The sequence below is a fragment of the Mesorhizobium sp. 01N446 genome, from assembly GCF_056399285.1.
Genome location: NZ_JBFTRA010000016.1, coordinates 58989 through 76316, shown reverse-complemented (window position 1 = coordinate 76316; position 17328 = coordinate 58989). Strand labels below are relative to the sequence as shown.

General features: G+C 63.7%; 13 protein-coding genes and 1 pseudogene. 6 read left to right on the top strand and 8 right to left on the bottom strand.

Translation table 11 applies throughout. The features are described 5' to 3' along the window. Positions 1-191 (bottom strand): annotated as a pseudogene (locus AC1DPX_RS33975) (5-aminolevulinate synthase); the annotation flags it as partial. 280 nt (positions 192-471) lie between these two features. Here AC1DPX_RS33975 and galE point away from each other — a divergent pair. The 3 genes from galE (at position 472) to AC1DPX_RS33960 (ending at position 4649) form a co-directional block, all read left to right on the top strand. Further along, entirely contained in the window at positions 472-1467 is a 996-nt protein-coding gene (gene galE, locus AC1DPX_RS33970; RefSeq protein WP_202356238.1) for a UDP-glucose 4-epimerase GalE, read from the top strand. A gap of 102 nt (positions 1468-1569) precedes the next feature. Continuing rightward, on the top strand, positions 1570-2820 hold the full coding sequence (locus AC1DPX_RS33965) for a D-amino acid dehydrogenase (RefSeq protein WP_477242319.1): 1251 nt from the start codon (positions 1570-1572) through the stop codon (positions 2818-2820). Between the two features lie 2 nt (positions 2821-2822). Then, complete coding sequence (locus tag AC1DPX_RS33960; RefSeq protein WP_477242317.1) at positions 2823-4649, top strand: alanine racemase; 1827 nt, start codon at positions 2823-2825, stop codon at positions 4647-4649. Here AC1DPX_RS33960 and AC1DPX_RS33955 read toward each other — a convergent pair whose 3' ends face one another. The 7 genes from AC1DPX_RS33955 to AC1DPX_RS33925 all read right to left on the bottom strand — a co-directional run bounded on the left by AC1DPX_RS33955 (position 4650) and on the right by AC1DPX_RS33925 (position 11778). Next, complete coding sequence (locus AC1DPX_RS33955; protein WP_477242315.1) at positions 4650-6026, bottom strand: FGGY-family carbohydrate kinase; 1377 nt, start codon at positions 6024-6026, stop codon at positions 4650-4652. After that, positions 6023-6340 (bottom strand): L-rhamnose mutarotase, encoded by a 318-nt coding sequence (gene rhaM, locus AC1DPX_RS33950; RefSeq protein ID WP_477242313.1) that lies wholly within the window; start codon positions 6338-6340, stop codon positions 6023-6025. Before rhaM ends, AC1DPX_RS33955 begins: the two co-directional genes overlap by 4 nt. Then, positions 6340-7335, bottom strand: coding sequence for an ABC transporter permease (locus AC1DPX_RS33945; protein ID WP_477242311.1), 996 nt, complete (start codon positions 7333-7335; stop codon positions 6340-6342). Before AC1DPX_RS33945 ends, rhaM begins: the two co-directional genes overlap by 1 nt. Then, positions 7332-8309 carry an ABC transporter permease gene (locus AC1DPX_RS33940; protein WP_202356232.1) on the bottom strand — a complete coding sequence of 326 codons (978 nt, stop codon included), beginning with the start codon at positions 8307-8309 and terminating at the stop codon, positions 7332-7334. Before AC1DPX_RS33940 ends, AC1DPX_RS33945 begins: the two co-directional genes overlap by 4 nt. Beyond that, the gene (locus AC1DPX_RS33935) at positions 8306-9847 is read right to left on the bottom strand and encodes a sugar ABC transporter ATP-binding protein (protein WP_477242309.1); all 1542 of its coding nucleotides are present in this window, start codon (positions 9845-9847) and stop codon (positions 8306-8308) included. Before AC1DPX_RS33935 ends, AC1DPX_RS33940 begins: the two co-directional genes overlap by 4 nt. Positions 9848-9930: 83 nt before the next feature. Next, entirely contained in the window at positions 9931-10926 is a 996-nt protein-coding gene (rhaS, locus tag AC1DPX_RS33930) for a rhamnose ABC transporter substrate-binding protein (RefSeq protein ID WP_056565868.1), read from the bottom strand. Positions 10927-10974: 48 nt separating this feature from the next. Beyond that, positions 10975-11778, bottom strand: coding sequence for a DeoR/GlpR family DNA-binding transcription regulator (locus AC1DPX_RS33925; RefSeq protein WP_013897232.1), 804 nt, complete (start codon positions 11776-11778; stop codon positions 10975-10977). 184 nt (positions 11779-11962) lie between these two features. On the opposite strand from AC1DPX_RS33925, the gene AC1DPX_RS33920 reads away from it, so the two are divergent. The 3 genes from AC1DPX_RS33920 to ggt all read left to right on the top strand — a co-directional run bounded on the left by AC1DPX_RS33920 (position 11963) and on the right by ggt (position 17287). Beyond that, positions 11963-14065 (top strand): bifunctional rhamnulose-1-phosphate aldolase/short-chain dehydrogenase, encoded by a 2103-nt coding sequence (locus tag AC1DPX_RS33920; protein WP_477242307.1) that lies wholly within the window; start codon positions 11963-11965, stop codon positions 14063-14065. 91 nt (positions 14066-14156) lie between these two features. Beyond that, complete coding sequence (gene rhaI, locus AC1DPX_RS33915) at positions 14157-15449, top strand: L-rhamnose catabolism isomerase (RefSeq protein WP_477242305.1); 1293 nt, start codon at positions 14157-14159, stop codon at positions 15447-15449. Positions 15450-15547: 98 nt separating this feature from the next. Further along, complete coding sequence (ggt, locus tag AC1DPX_RS33910) at positions 15548-17287, top strand: gamma-glutamyltransferase (RefSeq protein ID WP_477242303.1); 1740 nt, start codon at positions 15548-15550, stop codon at positions 17285-17287. The last annotated feature ends 41 nt before the right edge of the window (positions 17288-17328 follow it).

Here is a 17328-nt window from a genome sequence, read left to right as displayed (position 1 = left end):
ACGTCGGGGTGCTGGCCCATGCCGAGATAGTCGTTGGAGCACCAGACGGTGATTTCCTCGGCGCGGCCGTTGGAACGCCATATGGCGCGCGGAAACTTGCCCGCGATGCGCTCGAGGTCGGCGAAGACACGATAGCGACGCTCCGCGTGGAGCTGGTCGATCGCTTCTTCGAAGAACCGCTGGTAGTTCATGTCGGCTTCCCAATTTTGCGCGGGATCATAATCATTGGCCTATTGGTCGTCCACCGGGCCGTTTTGGTCAAAATGCCACGCCCCGCACCTGTTCCTAACGCTGGCGGATCGTGGCCTATTCCCACTCCACGACACGCTCTGTGGATCACTTTTGTTTCAGCATGATGCCACATTTGGTGAACGCCGGTTACCGAGGGTTCTAATGGCCATGCGGCAGGCTTTCCAGTAGAGCGGGGTTTGAGACAGTTTCCGATAAATCTTGGATAATGCGAGGACGCGGATGACGGTTTTGGTGACAGGTGGTGCCGGCTATATAGGCAGCCACATGGTCTGGGAATTGCTGGACGCGGGCGAAAGCGTGGTCGTTCTCGACCGGCTTTCCACCGGCTTCGAATGGGCGGTGGCGCCGGAGGCAAAGCTGGTTGTCGGCGATGTCGCCGACAAGGAATTGGTCGGTTCGATCATCAGGGACAATAAGGTCGATGCGATCATCCATTTCGCCGGTTCGATCGTGGTGCCGGAATCGGTCGCCGACCCGCTCGCCTATTACGAAAACAACACATCCAAGACGCGCACGCTGATCGAAACCGCGGTGCGCGAGGGCGTGCCGCATTTCATCTTTTCCTCGACCGCCGCCGTCTATGGCGGCGCCGGGCTGGAGCCGGTGCGCGAGGATGCCCGGCTGGCGCCGGAATCGCCGTACGGCCTGTCCAAGCTGATGAGCGAGTGGATGTTGCGTGATGCCGGCCTCGCGCACGACATCCGTTACACGGCGCTGCGCTATTTCAACGTTGCCGGCGCCGACCCCAGGGGCCGCACCGGCCAGTCGACGCCGGGCGCCACGCATCTCATCAAGGTTGCCTGCGAGACCGCGCTCGGCAAGCGTCCGTTCATGCAGGTGTTCGGCACCGACTACCCGACGCCGGACGGCACCTGCATGCGCGACTATATTCATGTCAGCGACCTCGCGGCGGCGCATCGGCTGGCCTTGGAGCGGTTGCGCGCCGGGGGCGGGAGCCTTGTCGCCAATTGCGGCTACAGCCATGGCTATTCGGTGCTCGAGGTCATTGACAGCGTTCGGCGTGCCTTTGGCCGCGATTTCGAGGTGAAGATGGGCGACCGCCGCGCCGGTGACGCCGCCGCTGTTGTCGCCAATTCGGACCTTGCCCGGGCTGAACTCGGCTGGACCCCGCAACGGGACGACCTCGACCAGATCGTTGCCGATGCGCTCGCCTGGGAGCGTATCCTGACCAGCAAGAACTCCGCGCGCGGCTGAAGCCAAGCCCCCAAGGGCTCGCAAGGCGCGTGGTGACGCGCTATGGAAGCAGTCGCGACACGGCGTGGAGGCGCCTCGCCGCGAAGAGCTTAGGGGGATGGCATGAAGATAATTGTGCTCGGCGCCGGCGTTGTCGGTACGGCCGCCGCCTATTACTTGGCGGCCGACGGTCACGAGGTCACCGTGATCGAGCGGCATCCAGCGCCGGCGCGCGGCACCAGCCAGTCCAATGCCGGGCTGGTCTCGCCGGGCGATGCCACGGCCTGGGGCTCGCCGGCCGCTCTGAAGACTTTTTTGCGCGCGCTCTGGAACCATGACCTCGGCATCAAGGTCAGGCTGCGCTTCGATCCCTATTTCCTTGCCTGGAGCCTGCGTTTCCTGCGTCAATGCACGGTGGCTCGGCTGCGCGCCAACAGTGAGGTCAAGCTGCGGCTGGCGCTCTATTCGCGCGACTGCATCAATGCCATCTCGGCCGACACCGGCATCCATTATGACGAGCGCAAGAAAGGCATCCTCTACTTCTTCCGCTCGCAGCACAGCCTCGACACCGGCACCGACAATTACCGTTACCTCGCCGAGCATGGCCTGCCGATCGAGATCGTCGGCCGCGACCGGCTGGTCGAGCTTGAGCCGGGCCTTGCCGGCGTGAAGGAAAAGATCGCCGGCGGCGTCTATTCGCCGATCGACCAGACCGGCGATTCCAGAATGTTCGTCGACAATCTCGCCGCCTATGCCAGCGAAAAGCTTGGCGTCAAATTCCTGTTCGATACCACCGTCGAAGGCCTCGATATCGACGGCGACCGCGTGCGCGCGGTGATGACCTCGGCTGGTCCGATTGCAGGCGACGCCGTGGTCATTTCGATGGGGCCGGAAAGCGGCCTGCTCGGCCGCCGTTACGGCATCGACCTGCCGGTCTATCCGGTGAAGGGCTATACCGCGACCATTCCGCTGGAAGACGAGAGCAAGGGCCCAACCATGGGCGGCGCCGACGAGGACCAGCTGATGGCCTATTCCAGGCTCGGCAACCGGCTGCGGCTGGCCTCCACCGCCGAATTCACCGGCTTCGACCGAACCCACAAGCCCAGCGACTTCGCCACCATGTTCCGGACCGCCAGGGATCTTTTCCCTGGCGCGTTCGACGAGAAGAAAGCCGTGCTCTGGGCGGGGCTCAGGCCGATGATGCCGAACTCCGTGCCGGTCATCGGCCAGGCGCGGTACAAAAACCTCTATCTCGACACCGGCCACGGTCATGTCGGCTGGACGATGGCCTGCGGCTCGGGCAAATTCCTGGCCGACCTCGTCGCTGGCCGCAAGCCCGAGATCGACCCGCAGGGGTTGATCTACAGGGGATAAAAATGTCGGGACCGCAAGTCGCCGTTGACCTGGGCCGCATCGAGCGCAATGCCCGCACCATCGTCGACCGCTGCGCCTTGTCGGGGATCAAGGTGTTCGGCGTCACCAAGGGCATGTGCGGCATGCCGCAAGTGGCGCGCGCCATGCTGCGTGGCGGCGTCGCCGGCATCGCCGAATCGCGTTTCGAAAACATCCGCCGGCTGCGCGACAGCGGCATCAATGCGCCGATCATGCTGCTGCGCAGCCCGCCCATGGCGCGCGTCGAGGAGGTTGTGCGCACCGTCGACATCAGCCTGCAGTCGGAACTCGCCACAATCCGCGAGATCTCGCGCATCGCCGAGCGCATGGGCCGCGTCCACGACATCATGCTGATGATCGATCTCGGCGATCTCCGCGAAGGCATCTGGCCGAGCGACCTGATCCCCACCGTCGAGCGAATCCTTGAGTTCAAGGGCGTGCGAATCGCCGGCATAGGCACCAATCTCGGCTGTTTCGGCGCCATCATGCCGACGCCGGAGAATCTCGGCCAGCTCGTCGCCCATGCCTACAAGACCGAGCGTCTGTCGGGCAAAAGCCTCGATTGGATCTCGGGCGGTGCCTCGTCATCGCTCACGCTGCTGCTCGAAGGCAAGCTGCCGGCCGGCATCAACAATCTCAGGGTCGGCGAGGCGATCCTGCAGGGCGGCGTCGAGACCTTCCGCGATGTGCCATGGGCCGAACTCGAACCCGATGCCTGCCGCCTGACCAGCGACATCATCGAGGTCAAGCTGAAGCCGTCACGGCCGATCGGCGAGTCCGGCTACGACGCCTTCGGCAACCAGCCGGTTTTTCCCGACGAGGGCGACAGGCTGCGCGCCATCGCCAATATCGGCCGCGAGGATGTGCTGGTCGAGGGGCTGACGCCGATCGCCAAGGGGATTCGCGTGCTCGGCGCCTCCAGCGATCATCTGCTGCTCGACGTGCAGGATGCCGACCCGCGGCCCGCCGTCGGCGACCGCGTCGCCTTCCGCATGAGCTACGGCGCCATGCTGCTGGCGATGACGTCGGAATATGTCGAGAAGGCGCCGATGCACGACGTCGCCGACTTTTCCGGCCGCAAGATGGTGTCGATCTCGGCCGAGCAGGAAGCCGCCGGCATCCTCGCCCGCGAGGGAACCGGCGCGCGGCTGGAGGCGATGAATTTCGACGTCGTGGAACTCGCCGATGTCGAGCGGCCGCCTTCAGGGTTGATCCGACTCGCCGCTGGCGCCGATCGCCGCATCGCCCACAAGGCGCTGACGGCGACGGCGCGCGCGACGCACTCCTTCGGCCTGATCTGGATCGATTCGATCGCCGCGCTGATGCCCGAGGACGAGGAGGGCATCGACCTGCCGGAGGGTTCGGTTCTGGCGCGTGCGCTCGGCCTCGACCACAAGGCCGGCGCGCTGCAGCCGCAGCTGTCGCCGGAAAACGTCGTCATCGTCGGCCTGCGCCATGCCGATCCGGCCGAAGCGCGGGTGTTGAAGGATTCGCGCGTATCGGCCTTCACCATGACCGATATCGACGCCATGGGCATGCGCGACCTGATGCATGAGGCGATTCGCATCGCCACGTCGGGCACGCAAGGCTTTCATGTCAGCTATTCCTTGACGGCGACCGAATTTGCCGGCTGGGCGGCCGGCTCCGGCGGGCTGACCGTGCGCGAGACGCATCAGGCGATGGAGGCGATCGCACTCTCCGGCGGCCTGCTGTCGATGGATGTCTCGGGCCTGACCGCTGATCTGGAGCCCAGGATTGGCGCCGACACCGTGAACTTCGTCATGTCGGCCTTCGGCAAGCGGATCCTCTGATCAGCCCCGTGCTTCGACCGCCGCGCGCCAGGCGCCGACATAGTCCGCCCAGGCCGGGTCGGTCGGCGGCTCTGTTCTTTCGCCCTTGCCGTGTGCCGTCACCGGATCGGACGCCAGCAGCGCCGCGCCGATGCTGGTTCCGGTGGCGGCCTCGGAGGCGATGACGGTGCGGCCTGTGCCTGCCGCCAGCATGCCGACGAACAGCCGGTTGCGGGCAAAAGGTCCTTCGACCGTGGTCGGGCCATCGGCGTCGATCAGCTCGAGGCAGGTCGCCGTCATCAGCGCCAGATAGAACGAGATGGCGGCGAAGCGCCGGCCATTGTTGATGCCGTCGGCATCAAGCCAGGTCGCGGCCTGGTGTGGGAATGGACCTGATCCTTGCTGGGTCGAAGGCAGCAGCAGCGTCTTTTGCGCCAGCACGGCGCCAATATCGTCTTCGGTCCAGTTCTCCGGCTGGCCTTCGGTCAGCAGCGAGAATTCGCGACCACCCATGAAACGAGCCGAAGGGACGGAGGCGCCGAGCGCGTTGACGTTGACCAACGTATCACGCGCCGGATCGAGGTCGACCGTCCTGCCGCCCACCGCCATCGACACCACCCAGGTCCCGGTCGAGACGACCGAGAAAGGTGGCGCGTCGGACAGGAGATGCGGCAGCAGCGAAGCGTTGGAATCGTGCAGGCCGCAGAACACGGGGGTTTGCGCATCGAGCCCGGTTCGCGCGGCAAGCGCCGGCAGAATAGGGCCGAGGCTATCCCCGGCCGGCCGCACCGGCGCCATCAGGCGGCGCCAACCCATCTGATCGACCAGTGACGAAAAGTCAGCGGTCCACGGGTTCCACAGATCGGTGTGGCAACCAAGCGAGGTTACCTCGTTGGCCGCGATGCCGGTCAGGCGCAGCGCCCAGTATTGCGGGTACATCAGCAGCGTGGCGGCCTTGGCGAATTCCGTCGGGAAGGTTTTCTGCTGCCAGAAGAACTGTGCGCCGAGATTGAGACCGAGCGGCAGGCGCGGCGTGCCGGTCTCGGAAAAGGGCGGGCGAACCGTCTCATACTCCGCCGCCAGCCTGTCGGGACCATCGAACTCATAGTCGAGCACAGGCAGCACAAGGTCGCCCGCGGCATCGACCAGCGCGCCGGTCGCGCCATGGGTGGTGATCGAAATGGCGTCGATGCGCTGTTCGCGGTTGAGGCCGGCCAGGCTGTCGAGGATGAATGTCCACAGCGCCTCGACATCGTGATGCGGGTAGGGCGCCTGCCGCAGCGGCGCATTGGCCATCCTGCGCAGCGCCACCTCGCTCAAGGTCGCGAGATCGACCAGCGCCACCTTGGCGTTGGTCTTGCCGATATCGATGACGGCGATGTGGCGCAGAGCACTCATGCCATATGGAACACAGTTTCCAAGGGCACGGCCACCGGCTCGTTGTCCGGCTTCGTCTCCATGATGTCGGCCATATGGGCCCACCAGCGCTGCATCACCGGATGTCCGGGCAATTCGGCCATGCCGTGATCGTCGCGCCGCCACAGCACGCCGAACAGGATGTCGGTCTCTTCGTCGAGATGGATCGAGTAGTCGGACACGCCGGCCTGTTTCAAGAGCGCGACCAGCGACGGCCAGATCTCGTCGTGACGCTTCCTGTACTCGGCCTTCATGCCTGGCTTGAGCTTCATCTTGAACGCATATTTCTCAGGCATCAGCTGTTACCTCGCAGCCGCCGCCAGACGATCGGCAGGGCGATGACGACGATCAGCAGCAGGCCGATGAAGATCGACATGACGATGCCGGGCACGTTGAGCAGGCCGAGCCCGAAGGTCACCAGCCCCATGATGAAGGCGGCGAGCACGACGCCGAGAATGCTGCCGGCGCCGCCGAGGATGCTGACGCCGCCAAGCACCACCATGGTGATGACTTCCAGCTCATAGCCCTGCGCGATCGACGGCCTTGTCGAGCCGAGCCGCGAGGTGATCAGCACCGAGGCGATGCCCGACATCAGCCCGGTCAGGCAGAACAGGATGAATTTGATCCGCCCGACGCGCACGCCGGAAAACTGTGCCGCGACCGGATTGTTGCCGATGGCAAAGACGCGGCGGCCGAAACTCGTGCGGTGCAGCAGGAACCAGTAGACGACGGCCGCGATGAGGAAGAGCACCAGCTCGAACGACACCACCCACCAGACATAGCCCTGGCCGAAGAAGGCGAAGCTCGAGGGATAACCCTTATAGGCCTGGTCGCCGAGGATGATGAAGGCGATGCCGCGAAACAGGCTCATCGTGCCGATGGTGACGACGATCGACGGCAGCCCAAGCCTGGTCACCAAGAGCCCGTTGAAGGCGCCGCAGCCAAGCCCGACGAAGATGCCGATCGCCACCAGCACCGGTGTGCCGGCGCCGGCCTGCACGGCCATGCCCATCATGGTCGAGGCCAGCGCGATGATGGCGGCGACCGACAGGTCGATCTCGCCCGAAATGATCAGCAACGCCATGGCAAAGGCGATCAGACCCTTCTCGGTGAAATTGAAGGTCAGGTCCGACAGCGAATAAGGGTCGAGGAAATAGGGCGAGGCGAAGCTGTTGATGGCGAAGATGGCGACAGCCACCACGACCAGCAGCGCTTCCCAGGAAAAGATCGCCGAGCGGAACGGCTTGTCGAGCCAATCGGGGATGTGGCGCGGGGCAGGGATGTCGCTCATGCCGCCTCCATCTTTCTCAGGATGATGCGCCCCTGCTGGCGTTCGCCGCGCGCGTTGAGCACGACGGCCAGGATGATGGCGCTGCCCGAAATCGCCATCTGCCAGAACGGCGAGATGTTGATGACCGGCAACGCGTTGGAGATGATGCCGAGAAACAGCGCGCCGAGCACCGCGCCGCCGACCGAGCCGATACCGCCGGCGATCGAGATGCCGCCGATGACGCAGGCGGCGATGATGTTGAGCTCATAGCCACTGGCGACCTCGACCGAGGCGATCACATAGCGCGAGATCCAGAGGTAGCCGGCAAGGCCGCCGATCATGCCGGAGATGCAGAAGACGATGAATTTCGTGCGGCCGACATCGATGCCGGTATAGACCGATGCTGTCGGGTTGACGCCGATGGCATAGATAGAGCGGCCGAGTGCCGTCCGCGTCATCAGCACGAAGAACAGCGCGATGACCAGAATGGCGATCCAGGACAGCACCGGAATGCCGAGGAAGGCGGCGCGCTGGAAGCCGATGAACTCAGGGCTCATCTTGTCGGCATTCACCCAGGCGCCGCCGGACAGGACGAAGGTGGCGCCGCGGTAGATGGTGAGCGTGCCCAATGTGACGACGATCGAAGGGATATTCAGCCGCCACACCAGCAGGCCATTGATGGCACCGAGCACCAGCCCGACGGCGAGCGCGATGACGATCAGCAGCGGAATCGGGATCGCCGGGTGTGCTGCGTTCAGCATCGCCACCACCATGCCGGTGAAGCACAGGTTCGAGGCCATCGACAGGTCGATCGATCGCGTCAGGATCACCACCATCTGGCCGAGCGCCAGGATCATCAGGATCGAGGTGTCGTTGAACACCTGGCGCAGATTGCCGGGATCGGCGAAGGCGGGAAAACGCGTCGAGATCAGGCCGATCAAAACGACGATCGCCGCGGCCAGCCAGATCTCGCGGTATTTCAGGAAAGCCCTCATGCCGCGATCCCCGCTGCCGTCCGGACCAGCGTCTCGGCGTCCAGCCCCTTATTGTCGTAGACCGCAGCGACCAGGCCTTCGCGCATGACTACGACACGGTCGGACATGCCGAGAATCTCCGGCAGTTCCGACGACACCATGATCACCGACAGGCCCTGCGCCACCAGTTCGGCCATGAAGCCGTGCACAGCGGCCTTGGAACCAATGTCGATGCCCTTGGTCGGCTCGTCCAGGATGATCACCTTGGGCGCGGTCGCCAGCCATTTGGCGATGACGATCTTCTGCTGGTTGCCGCCCGACAGCGTGCCGACATCCTGGCTGAGCGAAGAGGCCCTGAGGTCGAGCCGTTCGGTGTAGGATCGGGCGAGCGAAAATTCCTCCGCCAGCCGCAGCAGACCGGACTTGGAGGTGCGGTTGAGCGACGGCAGCGAGACGTTCTGGAAGATCGGCAGGCCGATCACCACGCCTTGCTTGCCGCGTTCCTCGGGCACGTAGACGATGCCGGCCTCGATTGAGTCCGCCGCCGACTTCGGCGCGATCGCCTTGCCGTCCAGCGTGATCGTGCCACCTGACGTGCGGGTGATGCCTGAAATCGCCTGCATGACCTCGCTGCGCCCGGCGCCGACCAGACCGTAGAAGCCGAGGATCTCGCCCTTGTGCAGCTCGAAGCCGATATCCCTGAACTCGGTCGGGTGCGACAGGCCGGCGACGGACAGCACCGGCACGCCGATCTCGGCCTTGCGCTGCGGGAAGATGTGGTCGACAGAGCGGCCGACCATCATGCGCACGATCTGGCTCTGGCCGGCGTCCTTGATCAGGCCTTCGCCGACCATCTCGCCGTCGCGGAACACGGTGTAGCGGTCGGCGATGCGGTAGATCTCGTCGAACTTGTGGCTGATGAACAGGATCGCCTTGCCTTCCTCCTTGAGGAATTCGATGAGCAGGAACAGCTCCTCGATCTCCTTCATCGAAAGGGCTGCCGTTGGCTCGTCCATGATGACGATCTGGGCGTCGATCGACATGGCGCGCGCCACCGCGACCAGATGCTTGTTGGCGATGCCGAGGTCCTTCAGCCTTGCATCGGCGTCGATATGGCCGGCATGCATGGTGTCGAGCACTTCGCGCGCGTTCTTGCGCATCATGCGCCAGTCGATGGTGCCGAAGCGCGTGCGCGGCGCATGGCCGAGAAAGATGTTTTCGGCGACGCTCAGATCGTCGAACAGCACGGTTTCCTGATGGATCGCGGTGACGCCATGGCCGAAGGCGGCATGCGCGCTGGGCAGGGTGACGGCCTGGCCGTCGATGCTGATCGTGCCGGAATCCGGCTGGTAGATGCCGGTCATGATCTTGACCAGCGTCGACTTGCCGGCGCCGTTCTCGCCGATAAGCGCCGTCACCTGGCCGGGATAGAGCGACAGGCTGACATCGTGCAGCGCGCGCACACCGGGAAAGCTTTTCGAGACGCCTGACAGCGTCAGGCGTGGCGTGGAGGCCGCAGGGCTCTCCTTCACCGTGCCGTGTTGGGCCGTCGTGTCCATATCAGTATCAAGCCCTGAAACAAGGTCGGTTTAAGATCGCGGCGGGACGTGAGTCCCGCCGCGACGGCTTGAGAGGGTCCAGATCAATAGATCTTGGAGAACTTCTCGATATTGGTCTTGTCGAACTGGAAGGGCGGAGCCATCGCGGCTGAGTTGGTATCGTCGAGCGTGACCTTGCCGACGCGGCCGATCGACAGCGTCGCACCGGGCTTGGCCTCTTCCTTCTTCACCGCCAGGTCATGGGCGAGGTAGACGGCGGAGTAGCCGAGGTCGATCGGGTTCCAAAGAGCCACGGCCTGTGAAGCACCGTTGTCGATGAACTTCTTGAACTCGGAAGGCAGCGCGAGGCCCGTGACATTGACCTTGCCGATCAGGTTCTCGTCGGTGACCACCTGGGCCGCGGCAACGACGCCGACGGTGGTCGGCGCGATGATCGCCTTGAGGTTCGGGTAGGACTTCAGCAGGCCCTTGGCTTCGTCGGTGCTCTTGGCCGAATCGTCATCGCCATAGACGGTGGCGACCAGCTTGATCTTGGGGAACTTCTCCGGCAGCACCTTCTTGGCCGCGTCGATCCAGGCGTTCTGGTTGGTCGCGGTCGAGGAGGCCGACAGGATGGCGACATCGCCGCCTTCCGGCAGATAGTCGGCGGCAAGCTTGATGATGGTCTCGCCGATCAGGCCGGTGTCAGACGGGTTGAGATGAAGCTGGCGGCCTTCCTTGGCGACGCCGGAATCCCAGGAGATGACGGTGATGCCGCGCTCCATGGCCTTCTTCAGCACCGGCACCAGCGCGTCGGCGTCATTGGCCGAAATCGCGATGGCGTTGACCTTCTGCGCGATCAGCGAGTTGACCACTTCGATCTGCGCTTCGGCGGTCGCCTTGGTCGGGCCGGTGTAGATGATGTCGACATCGCCGAGTTCCTTGGCCGCCTCTTCGGCGCCCTTGTTGGCGGCGTCGAAGAAGCCGTTGCCGAGCGACTTCACCACCAGCGCGATCTTGACGTTCTCGGCATAGGCGGCATTCACGAACATGGCGGCCGAGAACGCGGCCGTCACCATCAATTTCTTCAGAAAACTCATCGTATATCCTCCCTTGAGCGTTGCATTTCCATCGCCGCTGCGGGCGTCTCAGGCCTGCAGTGAAGATTCTTCCTTCGCCGATTTGCGGGCGACGATCAGCGTCACGCCCGCGGTCTCCAACATCTTGGCTTCGCGATCCTCGATGCCGTCATCGGTGATGACGGTGGCGATGCGCGACAGGCCGCACAGGATCAGGCTGGAGCGTTTGCGGAATTTCGAGGAATCGACCAGCACCACCAGCTCGTCGGCCTGGTCGATCAGTTTCTGCTCGGCCTGGATCAGCAATGGGTCGCCTTCCATCAGGCCGAGCGGTCCCAGCCCCTGCGCGCCCATGAACATGCGGCGCGCATAGAAATTGCGCGTCACGTCATTGTCGAAGGGCGACAGGATGATGTTCTGCTCGCGATAGATCGTGCCGCCCGACAGCATCACCGTGTTCTTGGAGTGCTTGAGCAGATGCTCGGCGATCGGGAATGAATTGGTGAAGATCGGCATGCGGCGGCCGGTCAGGAAATGCACCATCTGGAAGGTGGTGGTGCCGCCATTGATGATGATCGGCTCGCCATCCCCGCACAATTCGACAGCCTCGCGGGCGATCGCCCGCTTTTGCGAAGCGTTGATCGTTTCGTTGACGGAAAACGGCCGGCCGGCGAGGCCGATGAACTGCGGCGGCGAGATTGCCTCGGCGCCCCCGCGCACCCGGCGCAGGCGCTTCTGGACATGGAGAGCCGCGATATCGCGCCGGATCGTCGCCTCGGACGACTCCGTCAGGTCGACCATCTCCTGCACCGTCACCACAGGCTTTTCCTGGACGGCGGACAGAATGATCCTGTGGCGCTCTTTTTCGTGCATGGTTCCTCCCTGCCTGGCCATCTAGGCACTCAAAACGAGCAGTGTCAATCATTTCCGATCATATAATTTCATTGTGCAGTGCAATATGATTGATATTGATCGTTTGTGATTGACAAGCGGGCTGCTTGCGTAGACATTCCCGGCAAAATGGACCGCGGCTTTTTGCGTCCCAGGGAGGATAACTATGCTCGACAAGCGCTCCGGCTCGCGCCTTGCCAATCTGTGGGATGATGCGAAAGCCAAGGGGATGAGCGATCCTGAGCTTCTGGTGTATCGCTCGAACACGCTGGGTTCCGACAAGCGCGTCACCAACTATGGCGGTGGCAACACCTCCTCAAAGATTTGGCAGAAGGACCCGCTCAGCGGCGAGACCGTCGAAGTGCTGTGGGTCAAGGGCTCCGGCGGCGACAGCGCCTCCATCAAGCTCGACGGCTTCGCCACGCTCTACATGGACAAGTTGCGGGCGCTGAAGGGCCTTTATCGCGGCGTCGAGCATGAGGACGAGATGGTGGGATATCTGCCCCACTGCACGTTCAATCTCAACCCGCGCGCGGCCTCGATCGACACGCCGCTTCACGCCTATGTGCCCAGGCCTTTTGTCGACCACATGCATCCCGATGCCATCATCGCGATTGCCGCCGCGAAGGATTCCAAAGCGCTGACCAACGAGATCTTCGGCGACGCCATTGGCTGGCTGCCGTGGAAGCGGCCGGGCTTCGAGCTTGGCCTGTGGCTGGAGAAATTCTGCACGGAAAATCCCGCTGCCAAGGGTGTCATCCTGGAAAGCCATGGCCTGTTCACCTGGGGCGATACGCCCAAGGAGTGCTACGAGACGACGATCTCGGTGATCAACCAGGCGATCGAGTGGTTCGAGCGCCGCTCCGAGGGCCTCGCCATCTTCGGCGGCGAAGTGGTCAAGTCGCTCGATGCCAGGGAGCGCCGCGCCATCGCGGCGAAACTGATGCCGAAAATCCGCGGCCTGATCTCGGAAAAGAGCCACAAGCTCGGCCATTTCGACGATTCCGCCGCCGTGCTCGAATTCGTCAACTCCAGGGATCTGCGCCCGCTGGCGGCGCTCGGCACCTCATGCCCCGACCACTTCCTGCGCACCAAGATCCGCCCGCTGGTCATCGAGTTCGACCCGGCCAAGCCCGATGTCGATGCGGTCATCGCGCGCCTCGCCGACGACATCGCCGAATACCGCGTCGGCTACCAGGCCTATTACGACAGCTGCAAGCATCCGGACTCGCCCGCCATCCGTGATCCTAATGCCGTGGTCTACCTGATGCCCGGCGTCGGCATGTTCACCTTCGCCGGCGACAAGGCGACGGCGCGCATCTCGGGCGAATTCTATGTCAACGCCATCAACGTCATGCGCGGCGCCTCGACCGTCTCGTCCTATGTCGGCCTGCCGGCTCAGGAAGCTTTCGACATCGAATACTGGTTGCTCGAGGATCTCAAATTGCAGCGCATGCCGAAGCCGAAGTCGCTTGCCGGCCAGATCGCGCTGGTCACCGGCGGCGCCGGCGGCATTGGCCGGGCAACCGCCAACCGGTTGCTGCGCGAAGGCGCCTGCGTCGTGCTGGCCGACATCGATGAAACAGCGCTCGCCAGCGCCAATGAGGAACTGGCCAAGGCCTATGGCAAGGATTTCGTCCGCCCGGTGGTGATCAACGTCACCTCGGAAGACCAGGTCGTCGCGGGTTTTGCCGAGACGGCGGTGGAGTTCGGCGGCATCGACATTCTGGTGTCGAATGCCGGTCTCGCCTCCTCTGCGCCGATCGAGGAAACGACGCTGGCGTTATGGAACAAGAATATGGACATCCTGTCGACCGGCTATTTCCTGGTCTCGCGGGAGGCGTTCCGGCTGTTCCGGGTCCAAAAAATCGGCGGCAATGTCGTCTTCGTCGCCTCCAAGAACGGCCTTGCCGCTTCGCCCAATGCGGCCGCCTATTGCACCGCCAAGGCCGCCGAAATCCATCTGGCGCGATGCCTTGCGCTAGAGGGCGCGGAAGCGCAGATCAGGGTCAATGTCGTCAATCCGGACGCGGTGCTGCGCGGCTCGAAGATCTGGACCGGCGAGTGGAAGGAACAGCGCGCCGCCGCCTACAAGATGTCGACCGACGATCTGGAGGAACATTACCGCTCGCGCTCGATGCTGAAGCGCTCGGTGTTTCCGGAAGACATCGCCGAGGCGATCTATTTCTTCGCTTCCGACATGTCGGCCAAATCGACCGGCAACATCATCAACGTCGACGCCGGCAACGCACAGAGCTTTACGCGATAGACGCTTCGCCCTTCTCCCCGTCACTATACGGGGAGAAGGGCCGGCAGGCGGTGAGGGGCAGCGGCCCGAACATATTGGGAGGAATAGCAGTTTGTCCGAGACCATCATCTCCGCCGACGTCGTCGCCAGCCACAACGCCGCCCGCAAGCCCGACCTCGAGCGCGACTACGCCTCGCTTGGCGAACGCCTGGACCGTCGCGGCATCGCCATCGACGCCATCCGCGGCAAGGTCGAGAAATTCGCCGTTGCGATCCCCTCCTGGGGCGTCGGCACCGGCGGCACGCGCTTTGCCCGCTTTCCCGGCGCCGGCGAACCGCGCGACATCTTCGACAAGATCGAGGATTGCGCCGTCATCAGCCAGTTGACGCAGGCGACGCCGACCGTCTCGCTGCATATTCCATGGGACAAGGCGGATCCGAACCGGCTGAAGCAGGCGGCCTCGCGCTTCGGCCTCGGCTTCGATGCCATGAATTCCAACACCTTCTCCGACGCCAGGGACCAGAAACTCTCCTACAAATTCGGCTCGCTGTCGCATGCCGATGCCGGCACGCGTCGTCAGGCGGTCGAGCACAATCTCGAATGCATCGAGATCGGCAAGACGCTCGGCTCCAAGGCGCTGACGGTGTGGATCGGCGACGGCTCGAACTTTCCCGGCCAGGTCAATTTCGCCAAGGCGTTCGAGCGCTATCTCGACGCCATGAAGGAGGTCTATGCCGGGCTGCCCGCCGACTGGAAGCTGTTCACCGAACACAAGATGTACGAGCCGGCCTTCTATTCCACGGTCGTGCAGGATTGGGGCACCAACTACCTCATATCAAAGGAATTGGGCGACAAGGCGTTCTGTCTCGTCGACCTCGGCCACCACGCGCCCAACGTCAACATCGAGATGATCGTCTCGCGGTTGATCCAGTTCAAGAAGCTCGGCGGCTTCCACTTCAACGATTCGAAATATGGCGACGACGATCTCGACGCCGGTTCGATCGATCCCTACCGGCTGTTCCTGGTCTTCAACGAACTCGTCGATGCCGAACTGTCCAGCGCCGAGGGGTTCGATCCCGCCCACATGCTCGACCAGAGCCATAACGTCACCGATCCGATCGAAAGCCTGATGCTGTCGGCGGTCGAGGTGCAGCGCGCCTATGCGCAGGCATTGCTGGTCGACCGCAAGGCGCTCGAAGGTTTCCAGGACGGCAATGACGCGCTGATGGCGACCCAGACGCTAAAAATGGCCTACCGCACCGATGTCGAGCCGATCCTGGCCATGGCGCGGCTGAAGACCGGCGGCGCCATCGATCCCGTCGCTGCCTATCGGGCGGCGGGCTATCGCGCCAAAGTCGCGGCCGAACGCCCGGCTGTCGCCGGCGGCTCGGGCGGAATTGTCTGACACGCCTGACATCTGAATTGATGCGTCTGGCCCACCGTTGATAGTGGACTCGGCCGCTGCGACGGGCTCTTTTAGGTATCCCGCCAGGAGAACCCGCCATGCACTTCACCCGCCGGACACTGATCGCCGCCAGTCTTTCCCTAACCTTCGCACTCGCGCCGTTGACGAGCGTCTTCGCCGCCTCGCCAGCGCCAGCCAAGGGCGAGCACGGCATGGTGGTCACGGCCCAGCATCTGGCCTCTGAAGTCGGCGTCGAGGTGCTGAAGAAGGGCGGCAATGCCGTCGATGCTGCGGTCGCGGTCGGCTATGCGCTGGCCGTCGTCTACCCCAATGCCGGCAACATCGGCGGCGGCGGCTTCATGACCATCCGTTTCGCCGATGGCAAATCGACCTTCCTCGATTTCCGCGAGCGCGCGCCGCTGGCCGCGACCAAGACCATGTATCTCGACAAGGACGGCAATCCGGTGAAGGGCGCCAGCCTGGACGGCTATCTCGCCGTCGGCGTGCCGGGCTCGGTGGCCGGTCTCGAAATGGCGCGTGAGAAATACGGCACGCTGTCCAGGCAGGATCTGATGGCGCCGGCGATCAGTTATGCCAAGGACGGTTTCGTCCTCAATCAGGGCGATGCCGCCTCATTCGCCGGCAGTGCTGAAAGACTGGCGAAGGACCCGGCCGCGGCAGCAGCCTTCTTGAAACCCGACGGCAAGCCCTATGGCATCGGCGAGCGGCTCGCCCAGCCAGACCTTGCCGCTTCGCTCTCGGCGATTTCCGACAAAGGCCCCGACGCCTTCTACAAGGGCGCCATCGCCGACGCGATCGTCAAGGCGAGCGGCGCCAAGGGCGGCATCCTGGCCAAGGCCGATTTCGAGCAATATGCGGTGCGCGAACTGAAGCCGGTCACTTGCTCCTATCGCGGCTATGAGATCACCTCCTCGCCGCCGCCCAGCTCCGGCGGCGTCATCATCTGCGAAATCCTCAACGTGCTTGAGGGCTATCCGCTGTCCTATCTCGGCGCCGGCTCGGCCGAGACCGTGCATGTCATGGTCGAGGCGATGCGCCATGCCTATGTCGACCGCAATTCCGCGCTCGGCGATCCCGATTTCGTCGACAATCCGGTCTCGAAACTGCTGGATAAGGCCTACGCCAAGGACATCCGCGACAAGATAGATCCGTTCCGGGCCGGCGTGTCGCAGGATTTGATGCCGAAGGGCTTTGGCGAATCGAAGGAGACGACGCATTATTCGATCATCGACAAGGACGGCAACGCGGTCGCGGTGACCTATACGCTGAACGGCTCCTTCGGCGCCGGCGTCGTTGCCGACGGCACCGGCATCCTGCTCAACAACGAGATGGACGATTTCACCCAGAAGCCGGGCTTGCCCAACCTCTACGGCCTGGTCCAGGGCGAGGCCAACGCCATCCAGCCGAAGAAGACGCCTTTGTCATCGATGAGCCCGACCATCGTGGCTAAGGACGGCAAGCCGTTCATGGTCATCGGCAGCCCGGGCGGCTCGCGCATCATCACCATCACGCTAGAGGCGATCGTCAACGTCATCGACCACGGCATGAACATCCAGGAGGCGATCGACGCGCCGCGCATCCACCATCAATGGCTGCCCGATAAAGTCTATGTCGAGCCGTTCGGCCTGTCGCCGGACACCGAAAGGCTGCTCGCCGGCATGGGCTATCATCTCGATTTGAGTGACCAGACCTGGGGCCAGGCGGCCGGCATTCTCGTTGGCGGCAAGAGCCTGGCGGAAATCGAGAAGGGTGGCGGCGCGCGCTACAATGGCGCGATCGACAGCCGCGCCGCCTCAGGCGAGGCGCTCGGATATTGAGATACGGGTCTCTTGGACAGGCGCTGGTTCACGGCCCGGCG

Coding starts and splice junctions, on each gene's coding strand:
- AC1DPX_RS33960 (WP_477242317.1), top strand. CDS start 2,823: ATGTCGGGACCGCAAGTCGCCGTTGACCTGGGCCGCATCGAGCGCAAT.
- AC1DPX_RS33945 (WP_477242311.1), bottom strand. CDS start 7,335: ATGAGCGACATCCCTGCCCCGCGCCACATCCCCGATTGGCTCGACAAG.
- AC1DPX_RS33925 (WP_013897232.1), bottom strand. CDS start 11,778: ATGCACGAAAAAGAGCGCCACAGGATCATTCTGTCCGCCGTCCAGGAA.
- AC1DPX_RS33920 (WP_477242307.1), top strand. CDS start 11,963: ATGCTCGACAAGCGCTCCGGCTCGCGCCTTGCCAATCTGTGGGATGAT.
- rhaM (WP_477242313.1), bottom strand. CDS start 6,340: ATGCCTGAGAAATATGCGTTCAAGATGAAGCTCAAGCCAGGCATGAAG.
- AC1DPX_RS33965 (WP_477242319.1), top strand. CDS start 1,570: ATGAAGATAATTGTGCTCGGCGCCGGCGTTGTCGGTACGGCCGCCGCC.
- AC1DPX_RS33935 (WP_477242309.1), bottom strand. CDS start 9,847: ATGGACACGACGGCCCAACACGGCACGGTGAAGGAGAGCCCTGCGGCC.
- galE (WP_202356238.1), top strand. CDS start 472: ATGACGGTTTTGGTGACAGGTGGTGCCGGCTATATAGGCAGCCACATG.
- rhaS (WP_056565868.1), bottom strand. CDS start 10,926: ATGAGTTTTCTGAAGAAATTGATGGTGACGGCCGCGTTCTCGGCCGCC.
- AC1DPX_RS33955 (WP_477242315.1), bottom strand. CDS start 6,026: ATGAGTGCTCTGCGCCACATCGCCGTCATCGATATCGGCAAGACCAAC.
- AC1DPX_RS33940 (WP_202356232.1), bottom strand. CDS start 8,309: ATGAGGGCTTTCCTGAAATACCGCGAGATCTGGCTGGCCGCGGCGATC.
- ggt (WP_477242303.1), top strand. CDS start 15,548: ATGCACTTCACCCGCCGGACACTGATCGCCGCCAGTCTTTCCCTAACC.